The 15163-nt window shown below is 63.4% G+C and carries 16 protein-coding genes; 3 read left to right on the top strand and 13 right to left on the bottom strand.

Going from position 1 to position 15163, the window contains the following annotated elements; genetic code table 11:
• Positions 1-116: 116 nt before the first annotated feature.
• Entirely contained in the window at positions 117-509 is a 393-nt protein-coding gene (locus tag TRIHO_RS19555; RefSeq protein WP_068247797.1) for a GFA family protein, read from the top strand.
• Positions 510-570: 61 nt separating this feature from the next.
• On the opposite strand, the gene TRIHO_RS19550 is transcribed toward TRIHO_RS19555, so the two are convergent.
• Positions 571-1479 (bottom strand): LysR family transcriptional regulator, encoded by a 909-nt coding sequence (locus TRIHO_RS19550; protein ID WP_068247794.1) that lies wholly within the window; start codon positions 1477-1479, stop codon positions 571-573.
• 137 nt (positions 1480-1616) lie between these two features.
• Between TRIHO_RS19550 and TRIHO_RS19545 the strand changes: the two genes are divergently transcribed.
• Positions 1617-2462 (top strand): deiodinase-like protein, encoded by an 846-nt coding sequence (locus TRIHO_RS19545; RefSeq protein ID WP_068247791.1) that lies wholly within the window; start codon positions 1617-1619, stop codon positions 2460-2462.
• Positions 2463-2560: 98 nt separating this feature from the next.
• Here TRIHO_RS19545 and TRIHO_RS19540 read toward each other — a convergent pair whose 3' ends face one another.
• The 12 genes from TRIHO_RS19540 to TRIHO_RS19485 form a co-directional block, all read right to left on the bottom strand.
• Positions 2561-2995, bottom strand: coding sequence for an SRPBCC family protein (locus tag TRIHO_RS19540; RefSeq protein WP_068247788.1), 435 nt, complete (start codon positions 2993-2995; stop codon positions 2561-2563).
• On the bottom strand, positions 2988-3452 hold the full coding sequence (locus TRIHO_RS19535) for an ArsR/SmtB family transcription factor (RefSeq protein ID WP_082705225.1): 465 nt from the start codon (positions 3450-3452) through the stop codon (positions 2988-2990). The genes TRIHO_RS19540 and TRIHO_RS19535 overlap by 8 nt, the downstream gene beginning before the upstream one ends.
• Positions 3453-3763: 311 nt before the next feature.
• Complete coding sequence (locus TRIHO_RS19530; protein WP_068247785.1) at positions 3764-4495, bottom strand: hypothetical protein; 732 nt, start codon at positions 4493-4495, stop codon at positions 3764-3766.
• A 63-nt stretch (positions 4496-4558) separates the two neighbouring features.
• The gene (locus TRIHO_RS19525; protein WP_068247782.1) at positions 4559-7036 is read right to left on the bottom strand and encodes a heavy metal translocating P-type ATPase; all 2478 of its coding nucleotides are present in this window, start codon (positions 7034-7036) and stop codon (positions 4559-4561) included.
• Between the two features lie 137 nt (positions 7037-7173).
• Complete coding sequence (locus tag TRIHO_RS19520; protein WP_131811229.1) at positions 7174-7467, bottom strand: hypothetical protein; 294 nt, start codon at positions 7465-7467, stop codon at positions 7174-7176.
• A 240-nt stretch (positions 7468-7707) separates the two neighbouring features.
• The gene (locus tag TRIHO_RS19515; RefSeq protein ID WP_068247831.1) at positions 7708-8064 is read right to left on the bottom strand and encodes an H-type lectin domain-containing protein; all 357 of its coding nucleotides are present in this window, start codon (positions 8062-8064) and stop codon (positions 7708-7710) included.
• A gap of 118 nt (positions 8065-8182) precedes the next feature.
• Positions 8183-8596 (bottom strand): F0F1 ATP synthase subunit epsilon, encoded by a 414-nt coding sequence (locus TRIHO_RS19510; protein ID WP_068247776.1) that lies wholly within the window; start codon positions 8594-8596, stop codon positions 8183-8185.
• 11 nt (positions 8597-8607) lie between these two features.
• Positions 8608-10032: a F0F1 ATP synthase subunit beta gene (gene atpD / locus TRIHO_RS19505; RefSeq protein WP_068247773.1), complete on the bottom strand. Its 1425-nt coding sequence runs from the start codon at positions 10030-10032 to the stop codon at positions 8608-8610.
• Between the two features lie 21 nt (positions 10033-10053).
• A complete protein-coding gene (locus TRIHO_RS19500; protein ID WP_068247770.1) occupies positions 10054-10929 on the bottom strand; it encodes a F0F1 ATP synthase subunit gamma in 876 nt (291 codons plus the stop codon).
• A 15-nt stretch (positions 10930-10944) separates the two neighbouring features.
• Positions 10945-12486, bottom strand: a complete 1542-nt coding sequence (atpA, locus tag TRIHO_RS19495) for a F0F1 ATP synthase subunit alpha (protein ID WP_068247767.1) — start codon at positions 12484-12486, stop codon at positions 10945-10947.
• Complete coding sequence (locus TRIHO_RS19490; RefSeq protein ID WP_068247764.1) at positions 12487-13047, bottom strand: F0F1 ATP synthase subunit delta; 561 nt, start codon at positions 13045-13047, stop codon at positions 12487-12489. It lies immediately after the preceding gene.
• A gap of 340 nt (positions 13048-13387) precedes the next feature.
• Positions 13388-14134, bottom strand: coding sequence for a class I SAM-dependent methyltransferase (locus TRIHO_RS19485; protein WP_068247761.1), 747 nt, complete (start codon positions 14132-14134; stop codon positions 13388-13390).
• A 55-nt stretch (positions 14135-14189) separates the two neighbouring features.
• Here TRIHO_RS19485 and gloB point away from each other — a divergent pair, with 55 nt between their 5' ends.
• Complete coding sequence (gloB, locus tag TRIHO_RS19480; protein WP_082705224.1) at positions 14190-14993, top strand: hydroxyacylglutathione hydrolase; 804 nt, start codon at positions 14190-14192, stop codon at positions 14991-14993.
• Positions 14994-15163 lie beyond the last annotated feature (170 nt).

Here is a 15163-nt window from a genome sequence, read left to right as displayed (position 1 = left end):
GTTGCTGCGGGGCGGTTTTTTTCTGCCCGAACCGGGACACCGCGCCGGATTGGTGATTGTGCGCGCGCATTTGTTCACGTATTGTTCCGGTGTATTTCAATCCCGGGAGAGACCAGATGATCGAAGGAAGCTGTTGCTGCGGCGCCGTCAAATTTCAATTGAAAACAAAACCTTCCATGATGGGCACCTGCCATTGCAGCCGCTGCCGCAAGGCCGGGGCCAGCACCATTGCCTTTGTCAAACGCGATGATCTGACCTGGGTCTGCGGCCAGGATCAGGTCGCGCAGTATCAACCCGACGCGCCCTATAAATACACCCGCTGTTTCTGCCGGATCTGCGGCAGCTCGCTGGGCGAGATCCTGTCGGATGAGGACAGTTTTCCCATTGCCGCAAACGCCCTGGACACCGCCTGTGGCCTGCAAAACCAGTTCCACGAATTCATCGCCGAAAAACCGGAATGGTACGAGATTCCAGACGCCACCCCAACCACCGGCACCGGCTCCGCCTGAGGTGACGGCAGCCACCGGTATGGGGCGCAGTCCGTGACGGCGGCGGCCTTTGGGGCGGGGTTCAGCCAAGCGCCTTGAACAGGGCCCGCACCCGTGCGGTCTGGCGCAGCTCTTTCGGGGTCAACAGCCAGAGATCGAGCGAATAGGCAATCTCCGCCCCGACCGCGCGCAGGCCCGGACGCCCGGCGGCGATCTGGTCGGGCAGCAATCCCTCGCCCATGCCTGCCTCGATTGCGTGCATCATCATCAGCGGGCTGGGCAAAAAGGAGCGCGCCGCCTGTCCCGGCGCACAGCGGCGGAACCACTCCGCCGAGCGGGCCGCGCAGTCCTGCCCGGCATAGTCCAGCCAATAGGGCGCTGCGGCCCCCGGGTCTGCGCCTGTCTCTGCCTTGCCCTCTGCCTTGCCGTCTGTCCCTGCTCCGGCCTCTGTCCCCTGCCCTGTCCCTGGTCCGGCAGGGCCGCGCGCGGCCCTGTAGTGGCGAAAGTCGAACCGCCCGATGCATTTGCCATAGAGATAGGGCTCCGGGGCGTTGGTCAGCCGCAGCGCGACCTCGGCCTCGCGCCGCGACAGGCTGCGCACAGCGGTTTCCGCGTGCACTGTCAGCGAAATCTCGGGGTAGCGGCGGCAAAAGGCGCTGAGTCGATCCATAAAATGCCAGGCCAGCACATCCACCGTTGTCAGGGTGATATCACCGAACAGCCCCTGGTCCCGCCCCTCGATCCGCCGCTCCAGCGCCCGCAGTTCCTGACGGATGGCCTGGGCGGTGCGGACGGCGGCCTCACCCTCGGCGGTCAGGACCGCGCGGTCGCCGATGCGTTCGATGAGACAGGCACCATAGTGCTGTTCCAGCTCGCGGATCTTGCGGGCGACGGTGGTATGGGACACTGCCAGCGCGCGGGCGGCGGCGCTGTAGGTCGTTTGCGTCTCAAAGGCCTGCAGGATCAGCAGGTCACCGGGGTTCATCGCCATGGCAAGGGTCCTGATGTGAAGGGGTGAACAATTTTGCACTGCCTTGGGCGAAATTTGCAAGTTGATTGCATGGATTTGTTCACATCAAAGTTGCCTGGCACAGGGCTGCCAGCCCCCCAAAAAGAAAGAGCGAGCAGATGAGCGAATTGCGCCAGACCGGCCCCGGTGACACCACCGCGCGCGGGCGGTATGCCTATGACAGATTCACCACCGGGTTGATCCTGGATGATCTGCGCTTTCGCCGCAGCGATCCGGGACCGGGCGATCCGCTGCCCGCATTTGATCTGGCCTGCGTTGGGGCGACAGATGAGGAGCCTGGCCGTTTGCGCAGCGATATGCTCGGCCCGCGCCCGGTGCTGCTGGTGTTTGGATCCCGCACCTGTCCGGTCACGGTCAGCGCCCGCGCGCCGCTGGCGCGGCTGCACGCGGAATTTGGCGCCAAGATCCGGTTTGTTCTGGTCAATACCCGCGAGGCACATCCCGGCGAATACATCCCCCAGCCCAAGACGCAGGCCCAGAAACATGCCCATGCGCGCCAGCTTGGCGCCTTCATGGGGGCGCATTTCGAGGTGGTCGTGGATACGATTGATGGCCGCCTGCACCGGGCGCTGGGGCCAAAGCCGAACTCGGCCTATCTGGTGTCGCCCGACGGCGTGATCCTCTACCGCGCCCATTGGGCAAATGACATGGACGGGCTGGTTCCGGCCCTTGCCGCCGCCGCGGCCGGGCGGCGGCCGACACAGAGCAAGAGCCGCGCGTTGATCCGCCCCCTATTGCGGGCGATCGGCCATTTGCCCAGCGTGATCGAAACCGGCGGGCCGAAGGTGGAGCGCGATGTCTGGCGTGCGGTTGCGCCCTTTGCGGTGCTGGGGCGGCTGTCGCAGCTGTTTAGGTTTCTGGCCCCGGACCGGCGCGGGCCGATGGCGCTTGGCCTGTGTGGCGGGGTCCTGTGTTTGGCGCTCTGGTACGGGTTGGCGGGCTGAGGCGAGCGGGCGGGCTGAGGTCCGTTTCAAACGGCCGCCCGCCTCCCTCTACAGCGGTGGCGGGCGCTATATTTCGGACTTCGGCCCGCGACTGAGTGTCAGGCCGCCTGCGCCATTGCCGCCGGGCGCAACAGGGCGAAGTGTTCTTCCCACCCGGCATCAAGCGCCATCAGCATCGGCAGCGCCGCATCGCCCATCGCCCTGGCCACGCCCGTATGGGTCAGGGTCAGCCGGGTGCCGCTGGGAATGGGTTCCAGCACCCATTCAACCGTGGTCGCGACGCCGCTGAAGGCCGGGATTTCAAAGGTATGCACCAGGCGATGCGGCGCATCCGCCGTCAGCACCTCGCCCCAGATGTGGCGGGAGGTCTCACCCGTCTCGCTGGTCTGGTAGCATTCAAAGGCTTCGCCCTCGGCCAGATCCTTGCGCGCCGGATGGAACCAGGTGCCCAGCTTGTCCTTGTCGGTCAGAAAGCGCCAGACGGTGGCGGGCGGGACGTTGAAAAATACGGTTTTTACGAGCGTGTCATTCATCTTGGGTATCCTTTCTTGATGCGTTGGCGGGGGCGGTCGCCCCGGAGGTCCGGGGGGCGGCCCCGGTCTCGATGGTCCCAGACTCGATGACCCCAGTCTCGGGGGCCTCAGCCTCGGGGGCTGGCGGGGAGGTCTGCTGCTGGGCCTGCGTGTCGGCCTCGATGGCGGCCTGCAGCGCATCCAGCCGCGTATCCCAGAACTGGCTGAAGTAGCTGATCCAATCGGCCACCGCCGCCAACGGCTCCGGCGACAGCCGGTTGATCCGTTCGCGCCCCTGTGTCTGGGCCGAGACAAGACCGCCTTCCTCCAGAATGGAGAGGTGTTTCTTGACGGCGGTGCGGGTGATCCGGAACCGGGTGCAGACCTCGCCGACGCTCATGTCCTGCCTGGACAGCAGCAGCAGGATCTCGCGCCGGGTGGGGTCGGACAGCGCCCGAAAGGCGCCTTGCAGGCTCATGGTGTCCCCCCCTTTACGGATGGGCGCGACGGGGCAATGGGTCGTATGTCGGGCATGGCATCTCCTAACGTGACACTATTTGGTGTTACTTTAAATATCACCATATGGTGTCATGTCAACCGATGCCGATCACCTTTTCGTGTGGAGCCGCCAGCCGATCAATCTGCCGCCACCTGCGCCCCGCACCAGAATCGGTTCCGCCCGCCCGCGCGGCAGCGCGCCGCAGGCGGGCACGCCCCCCATCTGTCCCCTATCACAGCCCGCACCGCAGGCGGCGGCTGAGACGGGCGCAGGTGGCGTGGCGGCTGTGGTTACTTCGGCGTGCTGGCGGTCAGGTTCTTTTTCAACGCGCCCGCCTTGGTGGGGGCTGCGGATTTCATCCACTTGATCCAGAGCTGGTTGGTCTTGATCTGATCCCGGCATTCCTTGAGCGTCTTGTCCGTGGATTTGCGCAGCGTCTCCAGCGTGGTTTCACAACTGGACGCGCGCCCCGTCAGCGTGACCGCGCCCTCGGACAAAACCACCCAGTGAAGCTGCTCCGCGCTGGTCAGCAGCGACGGGATACGGGCAATCTGCAGGAACAGTTTCTGCAGCCCCTGGCAGTATTTCTTCATTGCGGTCATCAGCTTGAGATGGTCGGCGATCTTGCCCGCCCGCGTCACAAGCTCCGCCTCGAAGGATTTTAGCGCCTTGTCGTATTGCTGGCATTTGTTCAGATAATTCTGGCGCGTGTTCTTAGTCGCCTGACTGTCATGGCCGGATTTATCCGCGCTTTTGAGCATGCTTTTGAAGAACAACGCGGTGTCGTTCGCCGGCCAGTCGGGGGCAGATTTCGCCGCCGCCTTGTACAGGCTCAGCGCGTGTTTCAGCCCCTTGTCGGCGGCCCCGATCTGGTCGCTTTTAAAGAACTGGATGTCCTTTGGCTTGACCGCCTTCTTGCCCTTCAGCTTGCCCGCGTAGTCATGCAGGGATTTGACGGTCTCATAGTGGCCCTCGACATCCTTGGCCTTGAAATAGAGGGACAGTGCGGTTTGTGCGGACATTCGAGCGGTCCTTCCTGGATCACCAATCGGTTTGGATCATTACAGGGGGGCCACCCTGATCGGTCAAGGTTTATCCCCCGACCGGTCCGGGCGCGCCCCGGCCCGGCGCAGCCTCAGCGCGTTGGTCAGCACGGAAACCGACGACAGCGCCATGGCCGCGGCCGCAAAAACAGGCGACAGCAGCAGGCCGAAAGCGGGATAGAGCGCCCCGGCCGCCAGCGGGATCAGCGCGGCGTTATAGGCAAAGGCCCAGCCGAGGTTCTGGCGGATGTTGGCCAGGGTGCGCTGGGAGATGTCGATGGCGGTGACCACCCCGCCGAGGTCGTCGGACATCAAGACCACATCGCCGGCCTCGATCGCAACATCGGTGCCGGTGCCGATGGCGATGCCGACATCGGCCTGTGCCAACGCCGGAGCATCATTGATGCCGTCGCCGACAAAGGCCAGCTTGCGCCCGCGCTGGCGCAGGTCCTGTAGCGCCGTCACCTTGCCCTCCGGGGCGACGCCGGCCACCACATGGGAGATCCCGAGATCGCGGGCGATGGCCTCTGCCGTGGCGGGCGCGTCGCCCGAAATCATGGCGACATCCTTGCCCATGGCGCGCAGGGCTTTGATCGCGACGAGGCTGGAGGGTTTCACCGGATCGGCCACCGCCAGCAGGGCCGCAAAAGCACCATCAATGGCGACATAGAGCACGGTTTCCCCCCGGTTGGCCCGGTCCAGCGCCTGGGCGGCCATAGCCTCGACCGCGATACCGGACTCGGACAGCAGCCGGGCGCTGCCGATGCGGATCTCGCGCCCGGCGACGGTGGCGACGACACCGCGCGCGGTCAGGGAGGTGAAATCGCCGGCCTCTTGCAGCGTCAGCCCCTCGGCCTGCGCGGCCGCAACCAGGGCGCGGGCGATGGGGTGTTCGGAGCGGGCCTCGACCGAGGCGACAGCGGTCAGCACCTCGGCCCGGTCGAAGCCCTGGGTCGGGGCAAGCGCCACCAGGCTCGGGCGACCCTCGGTCAGGGTGCCGGTCTTGTCAAAGGCGACGATATCGACCGAGGCGAGGGCTTGCAGCGCATCGCCCTTGCGAAACAGCACCCCCAGTTCTGCCGCCCGCCCGGTGCCCACCATGATCGAGGTCGGCGTCGCCAGCCCCATGGCGCAGGGACAGGCGATGATCAGCACCGACACCCCGGCCACCAGCGCGTGGGTCACCGCGGGCTCCGGCCCCAGCAGCAGCCAGATCCCGACGGTCAGCAGCGCCAGCGCCATCACCACCGGCACAAACCGCAAGGTCACCTTGTCCACGAGGCTCTGGATCGGCAGCTTGGCCCCCTGCGCCTCTTCCACCATGCGGATGATCTGCGCCAGGGTGGTTTCAGCGCCGGTGCGGGTGACGGTCACCGTCAGGCTGCCCGCGCCATTGACCGTGCCGCCGGTGACCGCGCTGCCTGCGGTTTTTTTCACCGGGATCGGCTCGCCCGAGATCATGCTTTCGTCGACATGGGCGCGGCCCTCATGCACGGTGCCATCGCTGGGAATGCGTTCGCCGGGGCGGATCAGGATCCGGTCGCCGGGCGCGAGGTCTTCCACCGCGACATCCTCGGGCTGTCCCTGCGGCGTCAGGCGGCGGGCTTGCCGCGGTGTCAAACCGACTAGCGCCTGAATGGCAGCCCCGGTGCGCCCCTTGGCGCGGGCCTCCAGCCAGCGGCCGATCAGGATCAGCGTGACGATCATCGCTGCGGCCTCGAAATAGACCGCACGCACATCGGCGGGCAACAGAGACGGGACAAAAGTCGCCACCAAAGAGTAGATCCACGCGGCCCCTGCCCCCAGCGCCACGAGGCTGTTCATATCCGGCGCGCCCTTGCGCAAGGCGGGCAGACCCAGCGTGAAAAAGGCCCGACCGGGAAGGAACAGCACCGCCGTGGTCAGCACGGCCTGGATCACCCATGAGGTTTGCATGCCGATGGTCTGCGCGATCCAGTGATGCACCGCCGGGACCATGTGGCCGCCCATTTCCAGCAGAAACACCGGCAGGGTCAGCGCCGCAGCGATCCAGACCTGACGACGCAGATCGCGCGCCTCACGGTGTTTGCGGGCGCTGCGGTCCTCGCTGTCGCCTGCCTCTGCCGAGCGGGCGCGATAGCCGGCCTCGGTGCTGGCTGCCGCCACCTGCGACGGCGTCACCACCCCTTGCAGGATTTCCACCTGCGCACTCTCGGCGGCGAGGTTCACATTGGCCGAGACCACACCGGGCAGCGCCTTGATGGCGCGCTCCACCCGGCCCACGCAGCTGCCGCAGGTCATGCCCTCAATGGACAACTGCACAACCTGGTGCCGCGCCGGTTTGCCGAGATCGCGCAGGGCACTGTCGGCCTGCTGCAACGCCTCCGGGGTGGTGGCGGTGATCTGCGCGGTCTCATTGGCGAGGTTCACCGAGACATCGCTGAGCCCCGGCAGTGCGGCCAGGGTGCGGTCGACACGGCCCACGCATCCAGCGCAGGTCATGCCCTCAATCGAGAGGCGGGCGGTGATCGGTTGGGTCATGGAACGACTCCGTTATTGCCTGTTGCCTTCCATGTAGGGCTTCCAGTCACTGGAGGCTCAAGGGGCGATGTGAGATTTTTTGCCGCTCTAGAGGAACAGGCCTCCAGACGCAGTGATTGCCGCGCCTGCTAAACAATTCAGGCATAGCGCGAGACATACCAACTGTCGTCCGCCGGGACCGGGAGAACATAGGTCTGCATCCGATCCTCAACCTGCAACTGAAGATGCAATTCCTTGCCCCCCACCTCGGCACTGTCATAGACCGCAAAATCATCGCCGCATGTCACCAGATAGGAGAAAATCCTCTGTTGCGTCAGAGGCGTGCCGTTTGTGTCAGGCTTGATCGGGTGCAGGATCTGGTCTGCGTCCACATCGTCCGGGATAGACTTGAACCGGATCTTATCCCCTTGGGACAGTTTGGCAGGCGTCATCAGCCTTTCCTTGCGAAATTGCCAGTAAAGACCCCCCAAGAGGACAACCCAATAAAAAAGCGATACCAGTAGGCGCGCCACATAGGCGCTCCCATAGGTCGCGGCAACGCCACCCATCAGCAGCCACATGCAAAAAGGCCCAGCCGCATACGCCCCAAAGAGAATAACCGTGAACCGTTTGGTCTTTGAAAAATGCCACTGCCAGAATGTCAGCGGTTGTCGTGTCGCCACAGCGTCCCCCTATTCCACGTCCCAGTCATCCTCGAACGGCAGATCGCCGATGGCCAGCCAGGCGGCGCGGACGCGGGCGACGCGGCTGTCGGACCAGGTGCGAAAGACCACATCAAAGCCGGTTTCGGAGATATTCTCTGCCACCAGTTCGGAGCGATGCGCGGTATCTTGATGCATGTCCATCAGCGAGGCGGTGATCTGGACCGCGGGTGGCACCCGGTAGGGGTGGTCAAACGCCACCGTCAGGCGGCGTTCGCGCGGACCGGCCCCGGTCCACATGGAGCCGCCGGAATCAAATTCGGAAAACACTTCGATATCGCCCTGGGCAATACCGGTGCGCGGGTTACGAAGACGGAAGGATCGCAAGGGATCATCACCTTTGACAAAAAACACGAACTTCAAATTTGACACAAAACACTTAAACAAAAAAGAAACCGGCCAAGAGATCTCGGCCGGCTTCAAAATCACATCCTGACGGCGGGCGTCAGAGGCCCATGTGGGTCCCGAGCGCTTCCATATCCGCAAGCAGCTTGGCCGCGTCTTCCACCAGACCGTGTTCGGAAGCATCTTCCTTAGCGGTCTCGTACATGGCGCGGGCTTCTTCGATGAGCTCATCCATATGGGCGCGGGTCATCTCGTCCATCGGAATTGCCCGCTCCGCCAGGACCGAAAGGCCCTCTGCGGTGATCTGGGCAAAGCCGCCGGTGACGAGATACTCCGACGATCCCTCAGGAGCCTCGACCTTGAGGATGCCCGGACGCAGAGTGGTGAGGGTCGGCGCATGCAGAGGCATGGCCGTCATGTCACCCTCGGAGCCGGGGATCTGGACCGCGCTGGCCTGAAGCGAAGCTAGGCTTCGCTCCGGGCTGACGAGGTCGAATTGCATCGTATCAGCCATAAGGGCCCTCCTTAGGCCGCGTCAGCGGCCATTTTCTCGGCTTTTGCGATCACGTCCTCGATGCCGCCAACCATGTAGAAGGCGCCCTCGGGGAGGTGGTCGTATTCGCCGGCCACAACGGCCTTGAACGAGGTGATGGTGTCTTCGAGCGAGACCTGAACACCGTCAGACCCGGTGAAGACCTTCGCCACGTCGAACGGCTGGGAGAGGAAACGCTGAATCTTACGCGCACGCGCAACGGTCAGTTTGTCCTCCTCCGACAGTTCGTCCATGCCGAGGATGGCGATGATGTCCTGCAGCGACTTGTAGCGCTGGAGGATCTGCTGAACGTCGGACGCCACCTGGTAGTGCTCTTCGCCAACGATCTGCGGGTCCATCAGGCGCGACGAGCTGTCGAGCGGGTCAACGGCCGGGTAGATGCCGAGTTCGGAGATCGCACGGTTGAGAACCGTGGTCGCGTCCAGGTGGGCAAAGGTGGTGGCCGGCGCGGGGTCGGTGAGGTCGTCCGCGGGAACGTAGACGGCCTGGATCGAGGTGATCGAACCGTTCTTGGTGGAGGTGATCCGTTCCTGCATCTGGCCCATGTCGGTGGCCAGTGTCGGCTGGTAGCCCACAGCGGACGGAATACGGCCCAGGAGAGCCGACACTTCGGACCCGGCCTGGGTGAAGCGGAAGATGTTGTCCACGAAGAACAGAACGTCGGTGCCGGACTGGTCGCGGAACTGCTCGGCCAGGGTCAGGCCGGTCAGGGCCACACGGGCACGCGCACCCGGAGGCTCGTTCATCTGGCCGTAAACCAGTGCCACCTGGGACTCTTCGAGGTTGTCGGGCTTGATGACGTTGGATTCGATCATCTCGTGATAGAGGTCGTTGCCTTCACGGGTCCGCTCGCCAACACCGGCGAACACGGAGTAGCCCGAGTGCACTTTGGCGATGTTGTTGATCAGTTCCATGATGAGAACGGTTTTACCAACGCCGGCACCGCCGAAGAGGCCGATCTTGCCGCCCTTGGCGTAGGGCGCCAGCAGGTCGATGACCTTGATGCCGGTTTCCAGCACCACGGATTCGGTGGACTGCTCGGAAAACTCCGGTGCGGGCTGGTGGATCGCGCGGAATTCGGTCGCCTCGATCGGCGCGCCTTCGTCGACCGGCTCGCCGACGACGTTCAGGATGCGGCCCAGGGTCGCGTTGCCAACGGGAATGGTGATCGGGCCACCGGTGTCAGCCACGGCCTGACCGCGCACGAGACCCTCGGTGGCGTCCATAGCGATGGTGCGGACAGTGTTCTCGCCGAGGTGCTGTGCAACCTCAAGAACGAGTTTCTTGCCATTGTTGTCGGTGGTCAGGGAGTTCAGGATCGCCGGCAGGTCGCCGTCGAACTGGACGTCCACAACGGCGCCGATGATCTGAACCACCTTGCCTTTTGCATTTGCCATTTGTTCGTCTCCGGTTGTCTCTTAGAGCGCCTCGGCGCCCGAAATAATTTCAATCAGCTCGTTGGTGATGACGGCCTGACGCGAGCGGTTGTACTCGATGGTCAACTTGTCGATCATCTCGCCCGCGTTGCGGGTTGCGTTGTCCATCGCGCTCATCCGTGCCCCCTGTTCGGAGGCCCCGTTTTCCAGCAGCCCCGCAAAGATCTGGGTGGCGACACCGCGCGGCAGGAGATCCTGAAGGATCGCCTCTTCGCTCGGCTCGTAATCCACCAGTCCGGTCACTTCTTCGGCGCCTGTGGCATCGAATTGGGCCGGAATGATCTGCTGGCCTGTCGGGATCTGGGTCACAACGTTCTGGAACTTCGCGTAGAACAGCGTCGCAACGTCGAATTCACCCGCGTCAAAGCGGCTCAGCACGTCCTTGGCGATGCGCTGCGCATCGACATAGCCGACCCGTTTGACGTCGCTCAGATCCACGTGACCGATAAAGAGGTCCGCAAAGTCGCGCCGCAGCACGTCCCGGCCCTTTTTACCGACGGTCAGGATCTTCACCGTCTTGCCGGCGGCCCGCAGCTCTTGAGCCTTGAGGCGCGCCAGTTTGGCGATGTTGGCGTTGAAGCCACCGCACAGGCCGCGTTCGGCGGTCAGAACCACCAGAAGCTGCACCTGATCGGAGCCGGTGCCCGCGAGGAGCTTGGGCGCGGTATCGCTTTGACCGACAGAGGCTGCCAGCCCTGCGAGAACGGCGTTGAACCGTTCTGCATAGGGGCGTGCATCCTCAGCCGCTTCCTGGGCGCGGCGAAGTTTCGCCGCCGCGACCATCTGCATGGCTTTGGTGATCTTACGGGTGTTTTTCACACTCGCGATCCGGGTTTTTAGGTCCTTGAGAGAAGGCATGTGCTGTCTCTCTCCTTACGCGAAGTCTGCGGCGAATTCGTCCAGAACAGCTTTCATCTTCTCCACGGGCTCGCCTTTCTTGAACTTGGGATCGTCGTTGGTGATCCAAGCCAGGAAGTCGGCCTTTTTGGTGCGCAGGAAGGTCAGCAGCTCTGCCTCGTAACGACCGATGTCCTTGACATCGACCTTGTCGAGATAGCCGTTGGTGCCCGCAAAGATGATGCAGACGATTTCGGAGTTGCTCAGCGGCGAGTACTGAGGCTGCTTCATCAGCTCGGTCAGACGGGCACCACGGGCCAGCAGCTGCTGGGTGGCGGCGTCGAGGTCAGAGCCGAACTGGGCGAAGGCGGCCATCTCGCGGTACTGGGCGAGCGACAGTTTCACCGGACCCGCAACGGAAGACATCGCGTCGGTCTGAGCGGAGGAGCCCACACGAGACACCGACAGACCGGTGTTCACAGCGGGGCGGATGCCCTGGTAGAACAGTTCGGTTTCCAGGAAGATCTGACCGTCGGTGATGGAGATCACGTTGGTCGGAATAAACGCGGACACGTCGCCGCCCTGGGTTTCGATGATCGGCAGCGCCGTCAGCGAGCCGGAGCCGAAGTCTTCGTTCAGTTTCGCGGACCGTTCCAGCAGGCGGGAGTGGAGGTAGAACACGTCACCAGGATAGGCTTCACGGCCGGGCGGACGACGCAGCAGCAGGGACATCTGGCGATAGGCCACGGCCTGCTTGGAGAGGTCATCATAGACGATGAGCGCGTGCTTGCCGCTGTCGCGGAAGTATTCGGCCATTGCGGTCGCGGCATAGGGGGCCAGGAACTGCATCGGCGCCGGCTCGGAAGCGGTGGCCGCCACGACGATGGAATATTCCATGGCGCCGTTTTCTTCGAGCTTTTTCACCAGCTGTGCCACGGTGGAGCGCTTCTGGCCGATGGCCACGTAGACGCAGTAGAGCTTCTTGCTCTCGTCGTCGCCGGCGGCATCGTTGTAGGATTTCTGGTTCAGGATCGCGTCCAGAGCCACGGCGGTTTTACCGGTCTGACGGTCGCCAATGATCAATTCGCGCTGGCCACGGCCAATCGGGATCATCGCGTCCACGGATTTGAGGCCGGTCGCCATCGGCTCGTGCACCGATTTACGCGGGATGATGCCAGGCGCCTTGACGTCGGCAACCTTGCGTTCCTTGGTTTCGATCGGGCCCTTGCCGTCCAGCGGGTTGCCCAGACCGTCGACCACGCGGCCGAGCAGTTCCGGACCTGCGGGAACGTCCACGATCGAGTTGGTGCGCTTGACGGTGTCACCTTCTTTAATGTCACGGTCGGAACCGAAGATCACGACGCCGACGTTGTCAGCTTCGAGGTTCAGAGCCATGCCCATGATGCCACCGGGGAACTCGACCATTTCGCCCGCCTGGACGTTGTCGAGGCCGTAGACACGCGCGATACCGTCACCGACGGAAAGCACGCGGCCAATCTCGGCCACCTCGGCTTCTTGACCAAAATTCTTGATCTGGTCTTTAAGGATCGCAGAAATTTCTGCCGCTTGGATACCCATTTATCCGACCTCTTTCATTGCGTTCTGTAGGGAGTCGAGCTTGGAGCGGATCGAACTGTCGATCATCTTCGAGCCCACTTTTACGACGAGACCGCCGATGATGCTTTCATCGACGGTGGCATTGATCTTGACCGTTTTGCCCACGCGGGTTGCGAGGGTCTTGGCCAGCTTTTCGCTCTGGGTTTTGGTCAGCGCCTTGGCGGAGACGACATCCGCCGTCACTTCGCCGCGCGCTTCGGACAGACGGGTCCGCAGGGCGTTGATCAGCGCGGGCACCACAAACAGGCGGCGTTTGGCCGCCATCACGGAGAGGGCATTGCGCAGCACCTCATCCATACCCATCTTGGTCGCCACGGCAGTAATGGCGGCTGCCTGTTCATCGCGGGAGATCAAAGGAGAGCTGATCACCACACGCAGGTCTTCGCTGTCAGCCAGGGCGGCTGCCAGATCGTTGATGCTGGTTTCGAGCTGATCGAGAGACGTGCTCTCGGCAGCGATGTCAAAAATCGCTGTGGCATAGCGGTCGGCAATGCCTGCGGAAATCGAAGCTGGTTCGGACACGTCCACCCTTCCGATATTATTTTGGCCCCGGTTTTAAATGCGTCCTGGCAGGTTGCATCCGGGGGCGTGAGGTCAACCCGATTTTGGCCGGGCATCGAAATCAGCGTGGATGTAGCAGAGCAATGCAAACCTAGCAACTCCCTCTGTCCGCGAGCGCAAAATCCGATTTCGCGATTTTTCAATGACTTAACGAAAGTGTGACGCTTTGACAGAGGCCGCCGCGCAAAAAAATTACCGTTTGGTTGGCGTGATAGCCGATTCCGGGGCAAGAATTGGGCGACCAACGGTACACATTTGTACACAATGTCGAATCTCGCCACCGGAGTGTCGGGGCCAGACCTCAGGCCGGTTCGGCGCTTGGATTGGACAGGCCTTCCAACACCCGGATCGGGCTTGACGCGCGCGGCTTGATCATATGGCCGTTCTGCGGATGGGTCTGTTTGGAGACCTCCACCAGGAAGACCCCGGCGGCCAGCATCGCCGGCAGGCGCCGCCCGACCCGTTCCATCATCGCGCCGGATTTCAGCCAGAACCGGCGCGGGCTGGGCAACCGGTAGAGCGCGGCGGTATGCTGTTCGATGGCGAATTGATGCCCCCTGAGCTGGTTTTCCACCTGGGTCAGCGTATAGGGACGCCCGTAGCCAAAGGGCGTGCGGTCGGATCGGGCCCAGAGCCCGGCGCGGTTCGGCACGATAAAGATCGCGCGCCCTCCGGGGCCAAGCACCCGCCAGCATTCCTCCAGCAGATGCGAGGGGCGTTCCGAGGTCTCCAGCCCATGCATCACCACCAGCCGGTCCACCCGGCCCGTCTCGATCGGCCAGTCGGTTTCCTCGCACAGGACAGAGACATTGGGCTGGCCGGCCGGCCATTGCATCACCCCCTGCGGGCCCGGCATCAGGGCGATCACCCGGCGGGCCTCGTCCAGATAGGGCCGCAACAGCGGCGCCGCAAAGCCGAAGCCCGCGACCGTTTCGTTGATGGTCTCCGGCCAGATCTGCAGCAACTGACCGCGGATCGAGGCCTGCGCCGCGCGCCCGAGGGTGCTGCGGTAGTAGAAATTCCTCAGATCCTGCACATCCAGATGCATTGCAGACGCCCATTGGTTCGGTCACTCTGGGCACAGTCTAACAATGTGAAAGCGAATGACCATGCCCGATCAGCCCGCCTCTGCCGCAGAGCTTGAAATTGTCACAGTCCCCTGCCTGAGCGACAATTACGCCTATCTGGTCAAGGGACCGGACGGGGTGGCCCTGATCGACGCACCGGAAGCGGCGCCGATCCTTGCCGCGCTTGACGCGCGCGGCTGGCAGCTTGGCGTGATCATGCTCACCCACCACCACCCCGATCACGTGGGCGGCGTGGCGGAACTGCGGGAGCGGTATGGCTGCCCGGTGATGGGCCCCAAGGCCGAAGCCGACAAGATCGCCGCACAGGGGGTGGTGCTGGACATGCCGCTGGACCCGGGGTTCGAGGGCGGCACCGGCGCGGGCCGCTGCCGGGTGATGGCGGTGCCGGGCCATACGCTGGGCCATATCGCGTTTTATTATCCCGAAGGTGGCGCGCTCTTTACCGCGGACAGCCTGATGGCGCTTGGCTGTGGCCGCCTGTTCGAAGGCACGCCCGCGATGATGTGGGAAAGTCTGCAGGGACTCGCCGCCCTCCCGGACGAGACTCTGGTCTATTCGGGCCACGAATACACCCAGTCCAATGCAGCATTTGCCCGCAGCATCGACCCCGACAACGCCGCGCTGAAACAACGGGCAGAAGAAATCGACGCCCTACGCAGCCAGCACAAACCCACCGTGCCCGCCCGCCTCGGGGTGGAAAAGGCCACCAATCCCTTCCTGCGGGCGGGGGACGAAAATCTGAAGAAAATCCTTGGCATGGCGGGGGTTGAAGACGTGGAGGTCTTTGCCCATATCCGTAAAGCCAAGGACAGGTTCTAAGCGTGACAGGGCCGCGTCACATCAATTCCCCGCAAGATATCCAAGCACAATGATGGGAATTGTGACCACAAACCCAAAGAAAGCCCTTGAAGGTTACGCTCTATCAACCAAACTCTAACAGTATGAGGACATGGTCATGGGACAGGACCGGACCGCCCGGTGGCGGCTGA

It is taken from the genome of Tritonibacter horizontis (genome assembly GCF_001518015.1).
Taxonomy (GTDB): Bacteria; Pseudomonadota; Alphaproteobacteria; order Rhodobacterales; family Rhodobacteraceae; genus Epibacterium; species Epibacterium horizontis.
This window is presented reverse-complemented; position numbering and strand designations above follow the sequence as displayed.

What these genes read in the sequence shown, in the direction of transcription:
- TRIHO_RS19555 (WP_068247797.1), top strand. Translation starts at nt 117, where the DNA reads ATGATCGAAGGAAGCTGTTGCTGCGGCGCCGTCAAATTTCAATTGAAA.
- TRIHO_RS19550 (WP_068247794.1), bottom strand. Translation starts at nt 1,479, where the DNA reads ATGGCGATGAACCCCGGTGACCTGCTGATCCTGCAGGCCTTTGAGACG.
- TRIHO_RS19545 (WP_068247791.1), top strand. Translation starts at nt 1,617, where the DNA reads ATGAGCGAATTGCGCCAGACCGGCCCCGGTGACACCACCGCGCGCGGG.
- TRIHO_RS19540 (WP_068247788.1), bottom strand. Translation starts at nt 2,995, where the DNA reads ATGAATGACACGCTCGTAAAAACCGTATTTTTCAACGTCCCGCCCGCC.
- TRIHO_RS19535 (WP_082705225.1), bottom strand. Translation starts at nt 3,452, where the DNA reads ATGAGCCTGCAAGGCGCCTTTCGGGCGCTGTCCGACCCCACCCGGCGC.
- TRIHO_RS19530 (WP_068247785.1), bottom strand. Translation starts at nt 4,495, where the DNA reads ATGTCCGCACAAACCGCACTGTCCCTCTATTTCAAGGCCAAGGATGTC.
- TRIHO_RS19525 (WP_068247782.1), bottom strand. Translation starts at nt 7,036, where the DNA reads ATGACCCAACCGATCACCGCCCGCCTCTCGATTGAGGGCATGACCTGC.
- TRIHO_RS19520 (WP_131811229.1), bottom strand. Translation starts at nt 7,467, where the DNA reads ATGACGCCTGCCAAACTGTCCCAAGGGGATAAGATCCGGTTCAAGTCT.
- TRIHO_RS19510 (WP_068247776.1), bottom strand. Translation starts at nt 8,596, where the DNA reads ATGGCTGATACGATGCAATTCGACCTCGTCAGCCCGGAGCGAAGCCTA.
- atpD (WP_068247773.1), bottom strand. Translation starts at nt 10,032, where the DNA reads ATGGCAAATGCAAAAGGCAAGGTGGTTCAGATCATCGGCGCCGTTGTG.
- TRIHO_RS19500 (WP_068247770.1), bottom strand. Translation starts at nt 10,929, where the DNA reads ATGCCTTCTCTCAAGGACCTAAAAACCCGGATCGCGAGTGTGAAAAAC.
- atpA (WP_068247767.1), bottom strand. Translation starts at nt 12,486, where the DNA reads ATGGGTATCCAAGCGGCAGAAATTTCTGCGATCCTTAAAGACCAGATC.
- TRIHO_RS19485 (WP_068247761.1), bottom strand. Translation starts at nt 14,134, where the DNA reads ATGCATCTGGATGTGCAGGATCTGAGGAATTTCTACTACCGCAGCACC.
- gloB (WP_082705224.1), top strand. Translation starts at nt 14,190, where the DNA reads ATGACCATGCCCGATCAGCCCGCCTCTGCCGCAGAGCTTGAAATTGTC.